Origin of the sequence: Bariatricus sp. SGI.154 (assembly GCF_050313795.1) — a bacterium.
Taxonomy (GTDB): domain Bacteria; phylum Bacillota; class Clostridia; order Lachnospirales; family Lachnospiraceae; genus CAMBRQ01.
Genome location: NZ_JBNPMC010000005.1, coordinates 17,207 through 32,846, shown reverse-complemented (window position 1 = coordinate 32,846; position 15,640 = coordinate 17,207). Strand labels below are relative to the sequence as shown.

The window sequence follows — 15,640 nt, the reverse complement described above, 5'->3', positions numbered from 1 at the left end:
GTTTTTACCCCTCCGTTACATATTCTGTTTGAAAAAGTCGTCCATTTTATGAAAAGGAATCACATCCAGATTATCATAAAGATCTGTATGGACCGCACCGGGAATCACTAACAGTTCCTTATTTTCTGTGTATTGACTATCCTGAATCATGGCATCATAAGCATCCTTTCCAAAATAAAAACTGTGTGCCTTTTCACCATGCATGATAAGCACAGCGCTTCTTATTTCATTGCTGTATCTTAAAATTGGCTGATTCATGAAAGACTGGCATCCGATACTATTCCAGCCTTCATTGGAATTAAGACTTCTTGCATGATAACATCTGCCCTTATAATACTCACTGTAATCCTTTACGAAAAATGGCACATCTTCAGGAACCGGCAACGGCATACATCCGCCTCCCCTGGAATACTCGCCCATTTTATACTCTTTGGTTCTAAGAACATTCAAAGCCTGCTTTTTCTTAAATCTGGATTCCTCGCTGTTTTCAGAATCAAAATAGCCATTTGCATTTACCCTGCTCATGTCATACATGGTAGACACCACAGTGGCTTTCACTCTTGTATCGAGGGCAGCTGCATTCAGGGCCATCCCGCCCCATCCACAAATACCGATGATACCGATTTTCTCAGTATCCACACAATCCTGCACGGAAAGGAAATCCACTGCTGCCATAAAATCCTCCGTATTGATATCCGGTGAAGCCATATATCTGGGAATTCCACCACTTTCACCTGTATAGGATGGATCAAAGGCAATGGTAAGATATCCCCGTTCTGCCATGGTCTGTGCATAGAGACCGGAACACTGCTCCTTTACCGCTCCAAATGGTCCGCTGACCGCAATCGCAGGCAGTTTGTTTTTTACATTCTTTGGTATATACATATCTGCTGCAAGAGTAATGCCATATCTATTGATAAATGTCACTTTTTTATGGTCTACTTTTTCACTCTTTGGAAATGTCTTATCCCATTCTGATACCAACTGAAGTTCTTCTGTTTTCATCATGATAAATCCTTTCATAATCTCAATTATTTTCTTGTAATCAAAAGCACTATACTTTATAATAATTGTATTGTAGTACCTAAACCTAACTTTAGGTCAATATCAATTTTTAATTTTTTGAAAGGATAAATGCATGTATACAATAGGACAAGTCGCAGATATGTTTCATCTTCCCATTTCAACCTTAAGATACTATGACAAAGAAGGTCTTTTTCCTAATCTGGAGCGTAAGGGCAATATCAGACAATTCAGTGATGCGGAACTTGAAGCAATCCGAGTCATAGAATGCCTGAAAAAGTCCGGACTGGAAATCAAAGAAATAAAGCAGTTTTTCAAATGGGTATCGGAAGGAAGTTCAACCTATGCAAACAGAAAAGAACTTTTTGAATTACGCAAAAAAGCTGTAGAAGAAGAAATAAATGCTCTTGAAAAAACTCTTGCCATGCTAAAGTTCAAATGCTGGTATTACGAAAAAGCAATGGCTGATGGAAATGAGGATAAAATCAACGAAATGATGCCCAACAAATTTCCTGCTGAAATCCAACAATTATATGATAAAGCACATATTTAGAACTATATTGCTTTTCTCAATGATTTCCTCTGCATGTCCTTTGAAATCAGCCGGATGCTTCACCTGCTTTGTTTCATCTCATTGAAAACAAAAAGCGGTTCATGACCTAGCATTCTCTACTAGTCACAACCGCTTTTTCCAACGTTACCTGCGAGAATCGAACTCACAACTAGCGCTTAGGAGAGCTCTGTGGTTCTGTTAATCCCTGTCAAGAACTGATATGTTTAGCCCTTTATTATCAAGGACTTTTTTCACTTTCAAATCAAATTCTGGTAATCTGAATATCCTTTCTGTTAAGTCCAGATAAGCCCTGAAAATTAGCAGATTCTTTGCAACTGCTAACATCCGGGGAAAGCTCTGTTGTTACTAACAGATATCATGTTCCGGCTACCATCCCCTTACAAGCAGGAATGATAAACATATTCAATTGACCAGATTTCTATTATTACTATACAACGTTATTGTCGATTTGTCTATGGGGGTCGACTACAGGATTGTGCAATTTTACACTAATCCCATATAACTAATTTCATCATTTTTTTCACAGCAGTTATCACTTTTGAAGATACATAAACACTCGATATTTTTTTCTTAGAATATGACCAGACCGGATCACCTTTGGTCATGTCTATTAGCAAAGCTGTAAAGAATCTTTCCCAACTTGCATATTTTTTGCTGTCTATGTAATTCTCCGGTTCCTGCAGAATCTCTGTAACATTTGCATTTGGAATAGTATTGGACGAAAGCAATAACCATTCAAATGATTTTGGTGCATAAAGCACAACATTACCAACTGTGTTCAAATATTCATATACCTCTTTCATTTCAGAACCAAATGCTGCTCCATCCACTATAATCAAACGTGTACCTTGCGTTTTTTCACTGTCCTGCAAGCATTTGATGATATTAGATTTCCCATTTGCAGAAATACAATTGACATTTTTCTGTTCGGACAATTTTGCGAAAAAATCATATCCGGAATTTGAGTCCTCGGTAATTACTAATTCAGGCTCTATAGAACTCTGCGCTGAAATCTCACCATAAAGGTGATACATTTCATTATATTTCTGCTTTGCTTCATGATATTTCCCAGATTCGCGGAATCCGTAGATTTCCTGTACACTATATGGGAGCATAGGCATTTTTTCCCGCGTTGCAAGAACAAAATAATTGTCTGACTCAAGCGCAAGCTTTGCAAACTCTTTTGAAGTGACAAATCTATTTCCTTCATCAATAAAAATAATACTGTTTGTTATTCTTTTTAGCTGCATTTCCCAGTCTTCATTATCGAGTGTTCGGCATTCACGGTCACAGGAAACCATTACGCCACTTTCAGAACCATACCTTCTATAATCACGAATGTAATCAATTAACACCGTTTTCCCAGAAGCACTATCTCCTGTTAAAATCGTGATATTTCTTGTCAGGGTAAAATCATATTTTACTCTTTTCGCTTCTATAATTACTCTATGTGAACCTTTCATATCCGCTACCCCTATTGCATCTCATTCAAGTATTTACTTGCAAATGGAATTAATTCCCGCATAGTATGAACGAATTCTCCCCCATTTTTTATCTGGATATCAAATTTAGTATCTTTTCCAAAACTCATCATATGGCGTAAATTGATTGTAAGATCCTGCTGTTTACCAATCTCCAGTATCCATTTTGCGCAATTATCTCCACAGGTAGACGCATTAAATATTTTGTCCGGTTCGTTTAACATCAATAATAATGTTTTCACTCCACCCGATAAACGTTCCGGTGGAATTTGTCCAAGAACCGGACTGTTAATACATTCCCCACTCAAAACTTCGGAATGATCAACATCCATAATCATTTTTTTAGCAAGATCTGTTTCAAGCCATTCAGGTTCATATGTGTTTTTAAAATAAACGCTTGTATTATAAATGCTGTTCGAAGTATCGCCATAAATTATTGTAAGCATTCCGTCTCTCCATTCTTCTTAATACCTTTTCAAATATTCTTTACATATCTTCTTACATCTGATAATTCAGTATATCATATCTAAAAAAAAAAATCACTCCAGGATAAAAAGATTACGGTTTTATTCAATGGATTTCCAATATCCATTATAGCCATACTCATTTTACTATTCTTCCGGATCAGATTTACAATCTGAGTATTTGATCCATCTTAGGTGACATCTGAGGGACATCTCGAGGGACAATAAAATGATCTTTTGATATAATATCTACCTCGTATTCCCGGCTCTTCGTTTTCTGTCAAATTCAATCCACTCATCTAAAGTAAGCGGCGTATAATCTGAATACATACAGAAACAATTAATCCTGTTACAAGGAATCTGTTTTTCATCTACACGATGTATCTCACCTTTTAATACTTAGGAAGAATCAGACGCCTTTCCACAACTTCGGCGACTACCTGCAAAGTATTTTGAAAACCTGTTTTCAGTAAAATATTTTTAATATGATACTTAACTGTATTTAGAGAAATATCAAGTTCTACCGCTATGTCTTCATATTTTCTGCCCTTGGTAAGTTCTCTAATAATCTGAAATTCACGATTTGTAAATTCACGATTGTCTGCACAGCCGATTCGTATGATTGGCGTATTTTCAGGATATACTTTTTCACCATTTAGAACGCGATCACAAATTTCTATGAGAGAATTATCCTCATATTCTTTATACCAAAATCCGTCGCAACCATATTTTTTTGCTTTTTGAATGAAAGAGTGCTCCGGCATAGATGTCATAATAATAATTTTGATTTTTGAATTATATTGCTTGATTTTCGCTGCCGCTTTCAAACCCGATTCATCATCGGCAGTACATACATCCATAAGAATAAGATCAACTTTACCTCGCAAACATGCAATCTCCGCATTCGCAGCATTTTCTATGGAAGCATATAGTGCATATTGTTCTGACCGAGCAATCTGATTCTCTATAACTTTACGGAATATCTGAGAATCTTCCACAATTAAGACTTGAATCATTTATTTTCTCCTTTCTGTGGTTTGATAACATCTGTTGGAACATCTACAACAAGTGTAACTCCCGGATTGTATAGAATTTTAAGTATAGCTCCTTCTTGCTCTAAACGTCTCCTTAATCCACTAAGACCATTTCCCTCTTTGATTTCAGAATTCACAGCAGCTCCATTACTAGATATTTCTATATGATAACCAGATACGGATTTATCTATCTGCACCGTAAGTTCCGTAGCATCTGCATGACGTACTGCATTTGTCAAAGCTTCACGCACAGATGCATAAACCAGCCTAAGTGCCAATCGTTCAGCAGGCTGGTCTCCAATAAAATTCACCTTACATCCTATAAGTTCAGCAACTTGTAAGAGTTCAGATTGAAGCGCCGCGTCTGGAACAGACCATATCATAGGAATATTCGAAAAATTGCGGATTGTGTTACTCCAGTTTTCTCTAAGCTCTTCTACGTTTTCAGGCAAATTTTGTTCACTAATTGCTTTTTGGGTCGCAAGCAGGCAATTTCCAAACTCGTCATGAATACGCATTTTAATCGCTAAAATTTCTTTGTTCTGATTAATCTGTACTATATTATCTAATAAAGATTTTTGACGTTCCTGCATTTCATGCAGACGTACATTATTTTCATGCAGTTCTTCACTTAATTGGTAAAGCCTGGTAATCTCTGCCGCTTCTATCTGAACAGTATTTTTATCAATAAGCTGCCATTCAAAACGCCAAACACTTTTGTCTGCAAATTGAAAAAATATACGGCGATGATCATTGTCTGTCGTTTCATCCAAAGATTGTGTGAACCACGGCTTATTTAATCTCTTACTTGTAGGCGAATCTGTGCACTGTTCCAATTTCTCCCATGTGACTTTTGCATTCAAAATCGTATGACCGAGGAGTTCGTTCACAAGTTCATTCATTTTCTCATTCACGAGAATCACCCGTCCGTCTAATGTTGCAAAACAAATTCCTCCGGGATAAGAATCAATTGCCTGCTTAATCATTTTAACCGTTTGCTTTTTCATAATCACAGCATTACTCCTTCTTCTCAAAATAAACGTCGTCACTTACACAGATAGAAATTGCCGATAATCGAAAATCAGATTCTTCTAATATTTCTTCTAACCTCTTCATAGCGTACAAAATACATTGCGGCTCCAATTGCTTTGTCGGACAAAAGATAAGTCTTACATCTAGGCCGATATTTCTCATACATTTTGCCATGTCTTCCAAACTAATTCGTAAGTCATTGTTTGGAATCATCTGATTCTCCTGATAAGTAAGCTGCAAATTGCAAAACCGCTTAATATATGTCCCTATCAAACTAATTTTATCCCATTTTCCCGGGTGTTCTTCCTCTGGCAACAATTTTTCTAATAAGCAAAGCTGTTTGGACAATTCAGTGGTAAGCTGATCATAGATATCATTTCTAACCTGAATGTTTGCTTCATTAGATTTAATGCGAATTTCCTGAGCCAACAGATCTTGTTTTTGTTCTAGTTCTATATTTAAATTCTGTAACTTACGAAAAACCTGATTTATTTCAGACAAATCATTCTGCCAAATCATGTAGCCATTTGAAATATTATGAATATTCATTTCTATATCCTCACTGGTAAGGATGCGTTTCTTCCGTTTTAAAATTTCCAACACTTGCGGTGTAATATTGGATGCATTTTCAGAAATAACAATCGGCGTACCATCCGACGAAAGAATCTGCATTGCCACTGTTGATTTTCGAAACACCTTACCATAACAAGTATTCACCGGTATAAGCCCAATGAATATGTATAAATTCCAACATAAGACTGCTATAAAAATAAGTCCGGCTGATAATTCGACGATTTCAAACCGTATTACGTAAGCAGTCGCTGCATACGGAATACTAAACACAAGAAGTAATATTGGTTCATAAAACGGAATCAGCTTTTTATAGAGCGGGTCCGTTTTAATTGCTTCGTTACGTTTATAGATTACATACACTTGATAACAAACTATCCCCAATCCCCATAAATATGTAAGATATGTTCCGATGTATGGATGAAAATATAGGTTCGGCTGCGGTTCTTCCGGTACTACATAAAATAAAAAATGGTGGTATTCGTTTGTCAGAGCCATCGCAATCAAACCAAAAGCAGGAATCAACAACATATACCATTTCCTGTTAATACGATAATCCTCAGATTTGCCAAGATAAAATGCACCATACAAGCCAAACAAAGGCCCCAGTACCACTAATATATGAATGAAGTATCCAGTAAAACGCATTAGCTGAACGTCTACATAGAGAAATGCATCCTGTACAAAGCGAACAGTGATATAAAAGATACAGACAATATTTTGTGCAGTAAGATGGAAACTCATCATCTTCTGTGTAATCTTTGTGCTGATAAAATACTGCCAGTTCAAAAGAAGAAATATATATACTGCATAAACAATATATGGTCGTACAAAATCTCCCTGTAAATATCTTATACTAAGCTGACGATATGCAGAAACCGCTAACAATAATATAGTGGCACCTATTAAATTTAAAATTCTACAGTTCTGTTCATTCATAAACTCCCTCCAGATATAAAAAGTTCTCCGTTCATTATAGCATTTTTATTTATAATGATGACTCTCCTTTGGGAAATAGATTGAAATGCTAGTATTCCATCATCATGCTACAACTTATGCAAATTACAGTTTCTCCTGTTTAGAACTGTCTATTTCCCGTGCTGGAACTAAAACTGCCACTTCTGCAGACCGTAATACTTTTCCCACAGTTCGATATCCTTTACGAATAACCTTTTCAATCTCCATTTTATCGACTCCATTTTTTTCTTCCACACGCACAATTTTAATTACAGAAGGATCAAATTCTTTTCTCGTATCTATTTCTTCTACTCCTCTTCGGTGGAGAATATCATATATCTCATCATGCACAGAACAGGAAAATTCATCTTCTGAACTTTCCAGACGATCTAACACCAAAATCAGATCTGAAATAAATGGTTCCAACACCGTAAAATGAATCTGCTCCGTTAAAATCCGGATTAATTCTGTTTTTTGCTTATCCTCATAAAGCCTGCGTACAAACAAATCCTTCATTCCCACTAATTCTTCTTTCATTTCACATAGGATTTTTTCATATTCTTGTTCAGACATATATCCACCTTCCATTTTCTATTCCACATTTGTTTTACAGACAATGTCCGTTGCGTGAACCATTTCTTCATTTGAAAGATTCGATGTTCTCTCGACTTCAAAAGTACCCAGACTTTTATTGGTAACCATATCAATAACTTCAATAAAAACAGTCTGATCCGGGTCATAAGCGTAAATAACTTTTACACCAGAGCCCGCTGGATATGGTGGGATCCGCAAAAGACTTTCACCGATAATTTTCACATATTCCAATTCGGAATCATTCCCTTCTGTCACCTGTAATTTAAGTGAAGTCTGGTTATCTTCCAATGTCATAAATTCCTGCGAGCATTTTGCCGGAATCTTTGTATTGTTCGGAATAATGACCGTATTTACCTCTTTTTTTAACACGGTATCCCATGATACCGCTCCCAACGACTGGGATGTAACATCCGAAATTACCAGTTTTGCGATTCCTTCTTCCTTATCTTCTCCGCTCTTCAGCCCCATCGGAATCACCGATGATTTAGAGCCACTTTCTTCCTTTAGCGTGCTTGCAAATATTGCCGCTCCTTTGGCAACTGCCGTATCCGGATCTACTTTATACGCCACTTCTTTACCAGATATCTGTTCCAACCACCTTTTTACCATGGGCATTTTTGTCGAACCTCCTACCATAAGTACTTGGTCAATTTCTTCCCAGATAACTCCTTTTTCGCACATTACATCATCTAATATGAATTGGGTACGTTCTATCAACGGTTTGGATGCTGCTTCAAAACTCTCTCTGGAAATATCCAAACGATAGGTCTTTCCCTGAATAGTAAAAAACGGTCTGGAATGTTCTACTCCTGAAAGCTGGATTTTTGTTTTTTCTGCTTTTTCGCGTATGTCAGCCATAATTGCATCATCTTCGTCATCCACAGTGCATCCTTTTTCTTCCAGCTGTTCACGAATCAATTCTACTAATTTCTGGTCAAAATTAATGCCTCCTAGCTGCGGATCTCCGCCTGTCGCAATCACATCAAAAAATCCGTCTTTTACATCCATCACTGTTACGTCAAATGTTCCGCCGCCAAGATCATATACCAGAATTCTTCCCTGATAGGAATGATCCAGCCCAAATGCTATTGCTGCTGCCGTAGGTTCATTTATCACTCTCAACACATGAAGACCTGCGATTTCACCTGCTTGCTTTGTAGCAATTCGTTTCGCATCATCAAAATACGCCGGAACCGTAATCACTACATCTTTCACCAGATTCTCTCCATCATACTGCTCCGCATCTTTACATATTTTTCTTAAAATCAACGAAGAAATCATCTCTGGCGTATAATCTTTACCACTTGGTGCTGTAAAATTATATATCTCACCATGGTTCCCCATATTCCTCTTCACAAACTGAACCACCTGCTCCGGGCATGCTGCTGCCATATTCTTTGCCTGTTCACCTACGAGGAATTCATCCTTTCCATCTGATGACACACCTGTAAATACTACAACAGAAGGTGTCACCTCGTCATCATCCATATTCTTCAATATCTTCGCTTCTCCCCGCTCAAAAATTGCAATTGCGGAGTTCGTAGTACCTAAGTCAATTCCATATACTTTCTCCAACATAATTACTCCTATCTTTGAAATCTGCAGCACAGCCGGCGAATCTCTGATTTCAATTCATTCATCGCACTGTCAGCCATGACCACCTCATTAATTACTCCATATAACTGTTTCACAAGTTCCTGTCCTGCCGGCTGATTTCCGAATACACTCTGAATCTTATCCATATTTTCCAGAATATAACTTCTCTCTCTTTCCATCCTGCTAATATGTCCGTCTGATCTTGAATCTATTCCTGTCAGTTGGCGAACAATCTGTTCTATACTGTTCATCTTTCATCATCTCCTGTATCCAATTGACGAACATATTCCTGACCTTTCCGCAGCATCCGTATTGCTCTTTCCAGACATTCTGATGCGTGGATACAATTATCTGTGATATGTCCTCTTTCAAAAGAACTCTCTCCTGCAATCAACTCATCAAGTAGTACAATTGTATTCTGAATTTCTGTTATTTCTCGGCTGAGATTAGAAATATTACTTTCCAGCTCATAATGTAGACTATTTTTCAACCTGATTTTATTTTTATTGTTTCTTTCCATCTGTTTCACTGTTATTTTGACAAATCAGCAATACAATTGTCACACTTTGTTCCCAGTATCTTAATGACAGCTGCTGCATTTTGGAGGGATCTCGCTGCTACAGAAACTGCTGAAACAGCATCTTGTCCGGTTCTGCTCCCCTTAACCAAAGCCATGACCTGGTTATTATTCTGAAGCAGTGTCTGTGCACTTGAAGCCGTCATACCCGAAAGCTCGTTTGATACATTTTTAATAGTTACTACTTCCTTTATAATTTCTTCTACTGACATTTTTTTATCTTCTCCTTACTATACATGTTTCAGTTAAACCAAACGAATCTGACGGAGTTTTTCCCCTGCGACCCGAAGCTGATTTATCGTTTCATCCAATTGTTGTTTTGTCATGGAAATCTGATTCAACATCTCCCGTCCTCCAGAATCTTCATTTCCCAATGCAGAATCCACACGCTGAGCCATTTCCTCCAATTTAGATTGATAGTTTCCAAGCTTCGCTATCTGTTCGTCTATCTGTCTAACAGATACGTTTATTGCTGCAGCAAGCTGCTGAATTTGTGACATAGTTACCTCCCGTAATTCTTTTTATTTTCTAATTTGCTTCATATAAGTACGCCTTTATTTTCAGCACATCATCTGATGTAACAGGTGCGTAAGGAATAAATACCAGCTCTTCCTCCAGTTCAACAGAATCTGATAAAAGCCCTCGGTTGTTCTGAGATTTCCATCGTACAAAAGGTGAAGTCAAAGACTGTACCGCTCTCTCATCTACCCTTAGAAAAATCTTGGTATTAAATGCATCCGAGTTTCCAAATCCAGCAACCTGTGCTGTATAAGAAGATGCTTTCACCCACCATCCAAAAAAATGAAGTCCTTCAGATGGTCCCTTCTCTACAAACTCTTTTAAAACTGTTCCCTGTCCATATGGATCTGGTTCATAACCCCATTTATCCATTCCTATTCCAAACATATAAACAGTCTCATTTTCCGTTTTTTCCTCCATCAAATTTCGTAGTGTCTCTTCAAACTGTCTACACGGAATATCTTCCAGATAATATCCACATTGCTCCATCAATTTTGAAAAATGTGGATATTGTTTTGAGAAAATAATTTTTGTATTTGTAAAATTGCAGAACAAAAATCTTGCATCTCCCTTTGTATGTTGAACCGCCAATGAAATTGCCATGCTCTCCATCATACCGACTGCCTGATTACATTCTCCGTCCGGAGCTCCAATTACTGCAATATTTCTTCCTGGTTCCATGAGCATCGGAATTCCGATTGCTTCTCCTCTGATAGAAATTCGTTCACCGAAAAATGCCGAAGGAGTCGAATTCTCACATTTTTTCTTTATCACATTCGAAATGCTATCAGAAATCATAATTCTCTTTTCTCCTTCAAATACGTAAGGCGCTCGATATTCTCCTTTGGCTTTTTCCCACCACTGATATCGCAGCGGAGTCAAAACCGATTCATCAGCAAATGCCACTACACATTTTTTATTCTGTGAAACTTCTCCATAATCCAAGTTCACAATGGCTTCTCTCGGACGCAGAAATGCTGCTGCGGGATTGTTTACAGCCAACGTCTGCATAGACTCGGATAAGGTGTTTTTTAATGCGATCCTAATTGGAACCTGTCCGAAAATTGCATCCCTTTTCTGTGCCAAAACAAGATTTCCGCCAAGTGTCTGCGATGCCAAAATAAAATGAATCCCCGCTGCCCGGAAAAGTCTTACCGATTTTTCTAATATTTCTACAATCTTTTCTCCTGTTTGAATATCATCGCCAAACATCATCTGAAATTCATCAATAATAACTACGATTCTTGGCATTTTCGTCTGCGGTTCCTTCTTTCGGAGTTCACGAATACTTTTATACTCTTTTTCTTTTAGAATCTTCATTCTTCGTTGATATTCCTGATAAAGAGCATGCAGAACTGCCAACCCAAAATTCACATCGCTTTCCAGACCAAGTGCTTCTGCATGTGGCAGATACTCCTCCTTTCCGATATTGGAGAATGACTTAAACGTAACTCCTTCTTTAAAATCCAAAAGATACAAGCGCAATTCCCGTGGTGAATACTGAAGACATAAACTATGTATAATCACAGAAATCAGATTTGATTTTCCCTGCCCGACTGCACCTGTTATAATCGCATTATGCCTTTGATTAATCTCATCTCCTATGATAATATGTACATCATTAATGCCCCATTTTCCTATCGAAAACTGTAGTCCATCTACTGAACTTTTGTTCCACACAGAATGAAAATCATGTAATTCTTCAAACTTTATAGTAGGAAGCGCCACATTTCTGACCCTATCCATAAACAAATCACAATCTCGAATAATCGTTTCTGCTTTTAAAACTTCTGGTATGGCAGACTGATCCGTATTCAACAGCCTCACTCGTTCCTGATTGTTTTCTAGAATTGAAATATTCGGTGCAATGGATTCAACATGAAATTCTGTTTCTTTTCCATCTGCTCCCTGAATACAGAGATAAGTTGTCGAAATTATAAGAAATGAACACCCCCATTCCGGTCCGCTTCTCATAAGAGTAGCCATCGAAGACAAAATTTTCGAGTCAATCGTTCCCATGTCCATCGCCAATACAACCAACGTATAGCCTTCTATCGGGCGATTTGCCATTCTTCTGAATTCAGTAAGGGACTCAGCTCTTCCCTGAACTGCATTTTGTACCGACTGAATCTGTTGCCGCAGATAGAAAAATCGTTCTTTTAATTCATCTTCATCCTGAATAAATTCCATGATTTTTTGTCCGCCAGAAGAAAGTGAGGAAAACGGCGCAAATATTCCGGACAAGTCACTATCATACCCTATAATAGATAACTGTCCTGGCGCTGTCTCCATAATTGCCTTATATAGGACAATCTTTGCCAGATCCGTCACTCCATCCTCATATGTATTGCTGATCCAAATATTTCCTTTCCCTATAAAATCAGCCATTACTGTCGGCGGATTTCCTATATACAATTTCTCACATATCTCCAACAAATTTTCCACAGTTTCTCCCTTTCAAAAAAAGCCGACATCAAAATTACTGTCGGCTTTACAGATTATTTTTTTTTCATTTTTCCAACAATATTGGCCGCCACAGCAATCACAATCAGGAACACAATATTACATATAAATTTTTTCTGAACTACAGCCGCGCTAGCCGCTCCATATCCCAGTACCGTATAAAGTTTTGTAGATCGCATTATGCTGTAAGCGAATAACCAAATTACACTACAAACCAATACAAGTGAACTTCTTCCCTGTGCAGATTTATAACATCCATAGGCAATTCCGGCTGCTGCTATCAGCGTAGAGATTGGAAATACAACACCGCTGGTCAAATATGCCAGTACCACAGATACAACAAAAACAAGCACTCCCATTTTAGAAGATCCTCTTACTTCCTGTTGACGCTTTTTATAATTTGCCGTCTGCTCTTCTAACTGCCTTATGTAGTTGTTACGTTCTTTATATTCTTCCAGTTCCGGCTTCATTGCCTCCAATACTTCATTTGCAACGCCATTTGTCGCTCCCAAACTAATAGATTTGTTTGCATATTCCTGAACTTCTTCACAATTATCTTCCGTATACTCTCCACACGAATAGAGAATGCTTGCCCTTTGTCCAAGGGCATTTGCATAAAGTTCCGTCATGCCATATTTCTGAGCCATATCACATAACTTCTGGTTCGCATTTAGTGCTTTGTCATAATACGGATTTGCACTGCCAACCACCCGGCTGTTCTGTGCTTCCTGAATTGCCATCTGCCTCAGCACATATTCCCTATCAAAATAAGAGCGACAATTATCCGGCTCCGCAATCACTTCTTTATCTGTACACTCCAGTGCTTTATAAAAATTCCCTAATTCACAAAAAATATTATATCCCAGGTTATAAAAATCTGCATTTTCTCCATCCGGACTTTCCGATACCCTTGCTTTTTCATAAGCATTACCTGCAAGCTCAAACTGATGATCTTCATAAAAAGTTCTCGCCTTATCTGTCCATTCTTTCAGTCTTGCTTTTCGCTGCTCATCTGGGTCAATTGTCTTTTCCTTCTTACTCAATTCCAGTTCACGATCATATTTCTTTCGTGACGATTCTGTTTCAAAAGCTTTTTTTGCATCAAATATAATAGAAAGCATTTTTGTAGCTTTTTCCGGCGTATTTACCTGACGCTTCGTCCACACTTTTTCCTGTTTCAAAAGCTCCTGCTTTAATTCATTTAATGTCATTTCGGATTCCAGACCAGCAATTTCATGATAAAAATCCAGCATTTCTTTTTCCCCTTCTCTCCAATTTTTAAATCAGATAAGAAATGATTTTGTCACGTTTATCCTTACTTACTCCCAAATTCAAGATACCGGCACCATTACTAAATAACCCGCCGGCAAACACACCTTCTCCTAAAGCAATCAATTCGATATGACGTTTATCTCCTAAATCTGAAACAAACACCTGAACTCCCCAAATATTATTTGCCCCGCCCGGTCTAAAATGTTTTAATCCGGAGAACAATCCAACGTTTCCTGATAATACAACCTCAATATCACACTTGTCTCCAAACTTTCCAAGTGGATCATCATTCAGTTCATCTACCTGTGCATTCAATACTGATGCAGCCTCTCTAATTCCATTTGCAATCTGCTGTAAACTTTTATCTGTAACTAACTCCGTTGAATCTGTTTTAATACGTGCCATTATTTTTATCTCCTCTCATCCATTTGACTATTTGCCACAAATTTCATACTTTTTACCGGTAGCATTACTGACTCTTCTTCTGTAGCATTGCTCCAGGCGTTGTCAACAAAATTTTCCCACGCCTCCAATGCCTTGTTCTGTTTTTCATCTGCTCCTTCCTGTCTCAGTTTCATATTATGTTCTGTTATCCATGTATCTGCCATTCCGTGAAGTGCTATAAGTAATTTCTTCATACTTGCTTCATCTCCACTAATCGCCAACGCACTTTTACACTGATCCTTCCGCAGACAAACACACAAAAGAATTTTTTTCCCTTGTGGTCCGCAAAATGTACTAAGCCATCCAAGTGATTCAAACAAAAGATGTCCGCCTGTAGCTTTTCCACTCTTTTCTTTTGGTTTTCCAAACAATCCTTTAGATGCCGCGTTCCATACAATGATTCTCTTTTTTGTCACCGACACTGTCCAGCTTTTTGTTCCAACACCATCCATGCAGAAATCTATTTCAGACTTTGCACCAAAACTACGACATTCTACTCGGTCAACCGAAAACTCTTTAATTTCTGTTCCATCATCTTCCTCCATTTTTATTTTTGCCAAACCATCTGTTGAAGGAAATAACTTATATCCTGATGCATTTTCATTTGCATCCAATGTTCTTATTAACGGAACCCTCATATCCATCCTCCATTCCTTTAGTATTCTCATTTACAACAGTCTATCATATTCCAAATTAGTACACCCCACACAAAAGTGTAGTTTGAATAAATTCAAGAAAAAACTTATTTCCATTCTTCAAACTATCCTTTTGTGCAGGGCTATTTTCCCCCGTCATCAGACTTGTGATTGTTATTTCTCGCATCAATTCTTATAATGGGGATTTCATTGCCTTTCATTACAATCGGCATTCACAATATACTATATCTTTTAATTTCTGCTTCTTTCCTGATCCGTTCCCTTTGAAAATTGGAATCCACCATTTTTACGTTGTTTTACATCCCCAATCCAAAGTTATAACAAGACCGAACCCCGATGTTAGCAGGAATCATATTTTTCCCTGTTTGCAAAACAGTCCACTGG

General features: G+C 37.7%; 18 protein-coding genes and 1 pseudogene. 1 reads left to right on the top strand and 18 read right to left on the bottom strand.

The genetic code is table 11. The features are described 5' to 3' along the window. Positions 1-15 precede the first annotated feature (15 nt). A complete protein-coding gene (locus tag ACQRBN_RS04160; protein WP_427737705.1) occupies positions 16-1,008 on the bottom strand; it encodes an alpha/beta hydrolase in 993 nt (330 codons plus the stop codon). Positions 1,009-1,138: 130 nt separating this feature from the next. On the opposite strand from ACQRBN_RS04160, the gene ACQRBN_RS04155 reads away from it, so the two are divergent. After that, positions 1,139-1,576 carry a MerR family transcriptional regulator gene (locus tag ACQRBN_RS04155; RefSeq protein WP_427737703.1) on the top strand — a complete coding sequence of 146 codons (438 nt, stop codon included), beginning with the start codon at positions 1,139-1,141 and terminating at the stop codon, positions 1,574-1,576. 198 nt (positions 1,577-1,774) lie between these two features. Here ACQRBN_RS04155 and ACQRBN_RS04150 read toward each other — a convergent pair whose 3' ends face one another. The 17 genes and pseudogenes from ACQRBN_RS04150 to ACQRBN_RS04070 all read right to left on the bottom strand — a co-directional run bounded on the left by ACQRBN_RS04150 (position 1,775) and on the right by ACQRBN_RS04070 (position 15,244). Then, the gene (locus tag ACQRBN_RS04150) at positions 1,775-1,921 is read right to left on the bottom strand and encodes a hypothetical protein (RefSeq protein ID WP_297935352.1); all 147 of its coding nucleotides are present in this window, start codon (positions 1,919-1,921) and stop codon (positions 1,775-1,777) included. A 164-nt stretch (positions 1,922-2,085) separates the two neighbouring features. Then, the gene (locus tag ACQRBN_RS04145) at positions 2,086-3,060 is read right to left on the bottom strand and encodes a hypothetical protein (RefSeq protein WP_427737702.1); all 975 of its coding nucleotides are present in this window, start codon (positions 3,058-3,060) and stop codon (positions 2,086-2,088) included. Between the two features lie 11 nt (positions 3,061-3,071). Further along, the gene (locus ACQRBN_RS04140; protein ID WP_297872954.1) at positions 3,072-3,524 is read right to left on the bottom strand and encodes a DUF4869 domain-containing protein; all 453 of its coding nucleotides are present in this window, start codon (positions 3,522-3,524) and stop codon (positions 3,072-3,074) included. Positions 3,525-3,791: 267 nt separating this feature from the next. Beyond that, positions 3,792-3,902: pseudogene (locus tag ACQRBN_RS04135) on the bottom strand (phosphoesterase); the annotation flags it as partial. Positions 3,903-3,934: 32 nt separating this feature from the next. After that, positions 3,935-4,558, bottom strand: coding sequence for a response regulator transcription factor (locus ACQRBN_RS04130; protein ID WP_427737701.1), 624 nt, complete (start codon positions 4,556-4,558; stop codon positions 3,935-3,937). Next, a complete protein-coding gene (locus ACQRBN_RS04125) occupies positions 4,555-5,589 on the bottom strand; it encodes a sensor histidine kinase (protein WP_297935355.1) in 1,035 nt (344 codons plus the stop codon). Before ACQRBN_RS04125 ends, ACQRBN_RS04130 begins: the two co-directional genes overlap by 4 nt. Positions 5,590-5,593: 4 nt before the next feature. Then, positions 5,594-7,117, bottom strand: coding sequence for a hypothetical protein (locus tag ACQRBN_RS04120; RefSeq protein ID WP_297872951.1), 1,524 nt, complete (start codon positions 7,115-7,117; stop codon positions 5,594-5,596). A 123-nt stretch (positions 7,118-7,240) separates the two neighbouring features. Continuing rightward, on the bottom strand, positions 7,241-7,708 hold the full coding sequence (gene grpE / locus ACQRBN_RS04115) for a nucleotide exchange factor GrpE (RefSeq protein WP_297872950.1): 468 nt from the start codon (positions 7,706-7,708) through the stop codon (positions 7,241-7,243). Positions 7,709-7,726: 18 nt separating this feature from the next. Further along, positions 7,727-9,307, bottom strand: coding sequence for an Hsp70 family protein (locus tag ACQRBN_RS04110; RefSeq protein ID WP_297872949.1), 1,581 nt, complete (start codon positions 9,305-9,307; stop codon positions 7,727-7,729). An 8-nt stretch (positions 9,308-9,315) separates the two neighbouring features. Further along, a complete protein-coding gene (locus tag ACQRBN_RS04105; RefSeq protein WP_297872948.1) occupies positions 9,316-9,576 on the bottom strand; it encodes a hypothetical protein in 261 nt (86 codons plus the stop codon). Further along, positions 9,573-9,845 carry a hypothetical protein gene (locus ACQRBN_RS04100; protein ID WP_297935358.1) on the bottom strand — a complete coding sequence of 91 codons (273 nt, stop codon included), beginning with the start codon at positions 9,843-9,845 and terminating at the stop codon, positions 9,573-9,575. Before ACQRBN_RS04100 ends, ACQRBN_RS04105 begins: the two co-directional genes overlap by 4 nt. A gap of 11 nt (positions 9,846-9,856) precedes the next feature. Beyond that, positions 9,857-10,114 carry a hypothetical protein gene (locus ACQRBN_RS04095; RefSeq protein WP_297872946.1) on the bottom strand — a complete coding sequence of 86 codons (258 nt, stop codon included), beginning with the start codon at positions 10,112-10,114 and terminating at the stop codon, positions 9,857-9,859. A gap of 33 nt (positions 10,115-10,147) precedes the next feature. Further along, positions 10,148-10,402 (bottom strand): hypothetical protein, encoded by a 255-nt coding sequence (locus tag ACQRBN_RS04090; RefSeq protein WP_297872945.1) that lies wholly within the window; start codon positions 10,400-10,402, stop codon positions 10,148-10,150. Between the two features lie 28 nt (positions 10,403-10,430). Then, positions 10,431-12,866, bottom strand: coding sequence for an FtsK/SpoIIIE domain-containing protein (locus ACQRBN_RS04085; protein ID WP_297935361.1), 2,436 nt, complete (start codon positions 12,864-12,866; stop codon positions 10,431-10,433). A 53-nt stretch (positions 12,867-12,919) separates the two neighbouring features. Next, the gene (locus ACQRBN_RS04080; protein ID WP_297872943.1) at positions 12,920-14,137 is read right to left on the bottom strand and encodes a hypothetical protein; all 1,218 of its coding nucleotides are present in this window, start codon (positions 14,135-14,137) and stop codon (positions 12,920-12,922) included. A 25-nt stretch (positions 14,138-14,162) separates the two neighbouring features. Further along, positions 14,163-14,561 (bottom strand): hypothetical protein, encoded by a 399-nt coding sequence (locus ACQRBN_RS04075; RefSeq protein WP_297872942.1) that lies wholly within the window; start codon positions 14,559-14,561, stop codon positions 14,163-14,165. Between the two features lie 5 nt (positions 14,562-14,566). Continuing rightward, on the bottom strand, positions 14,567-15,244 hold the full coding sequence (locus tag ACQRBN_RS04070) for a hypothetical protein (protein ID WP_427737700.1): 678 nt from the start codon (positions 15,242-15,244) through the stop codon (positions 14,567-14,569). Between the last annotated feature and the right edge of the window lie 396 nt (positions 15,245-15,640).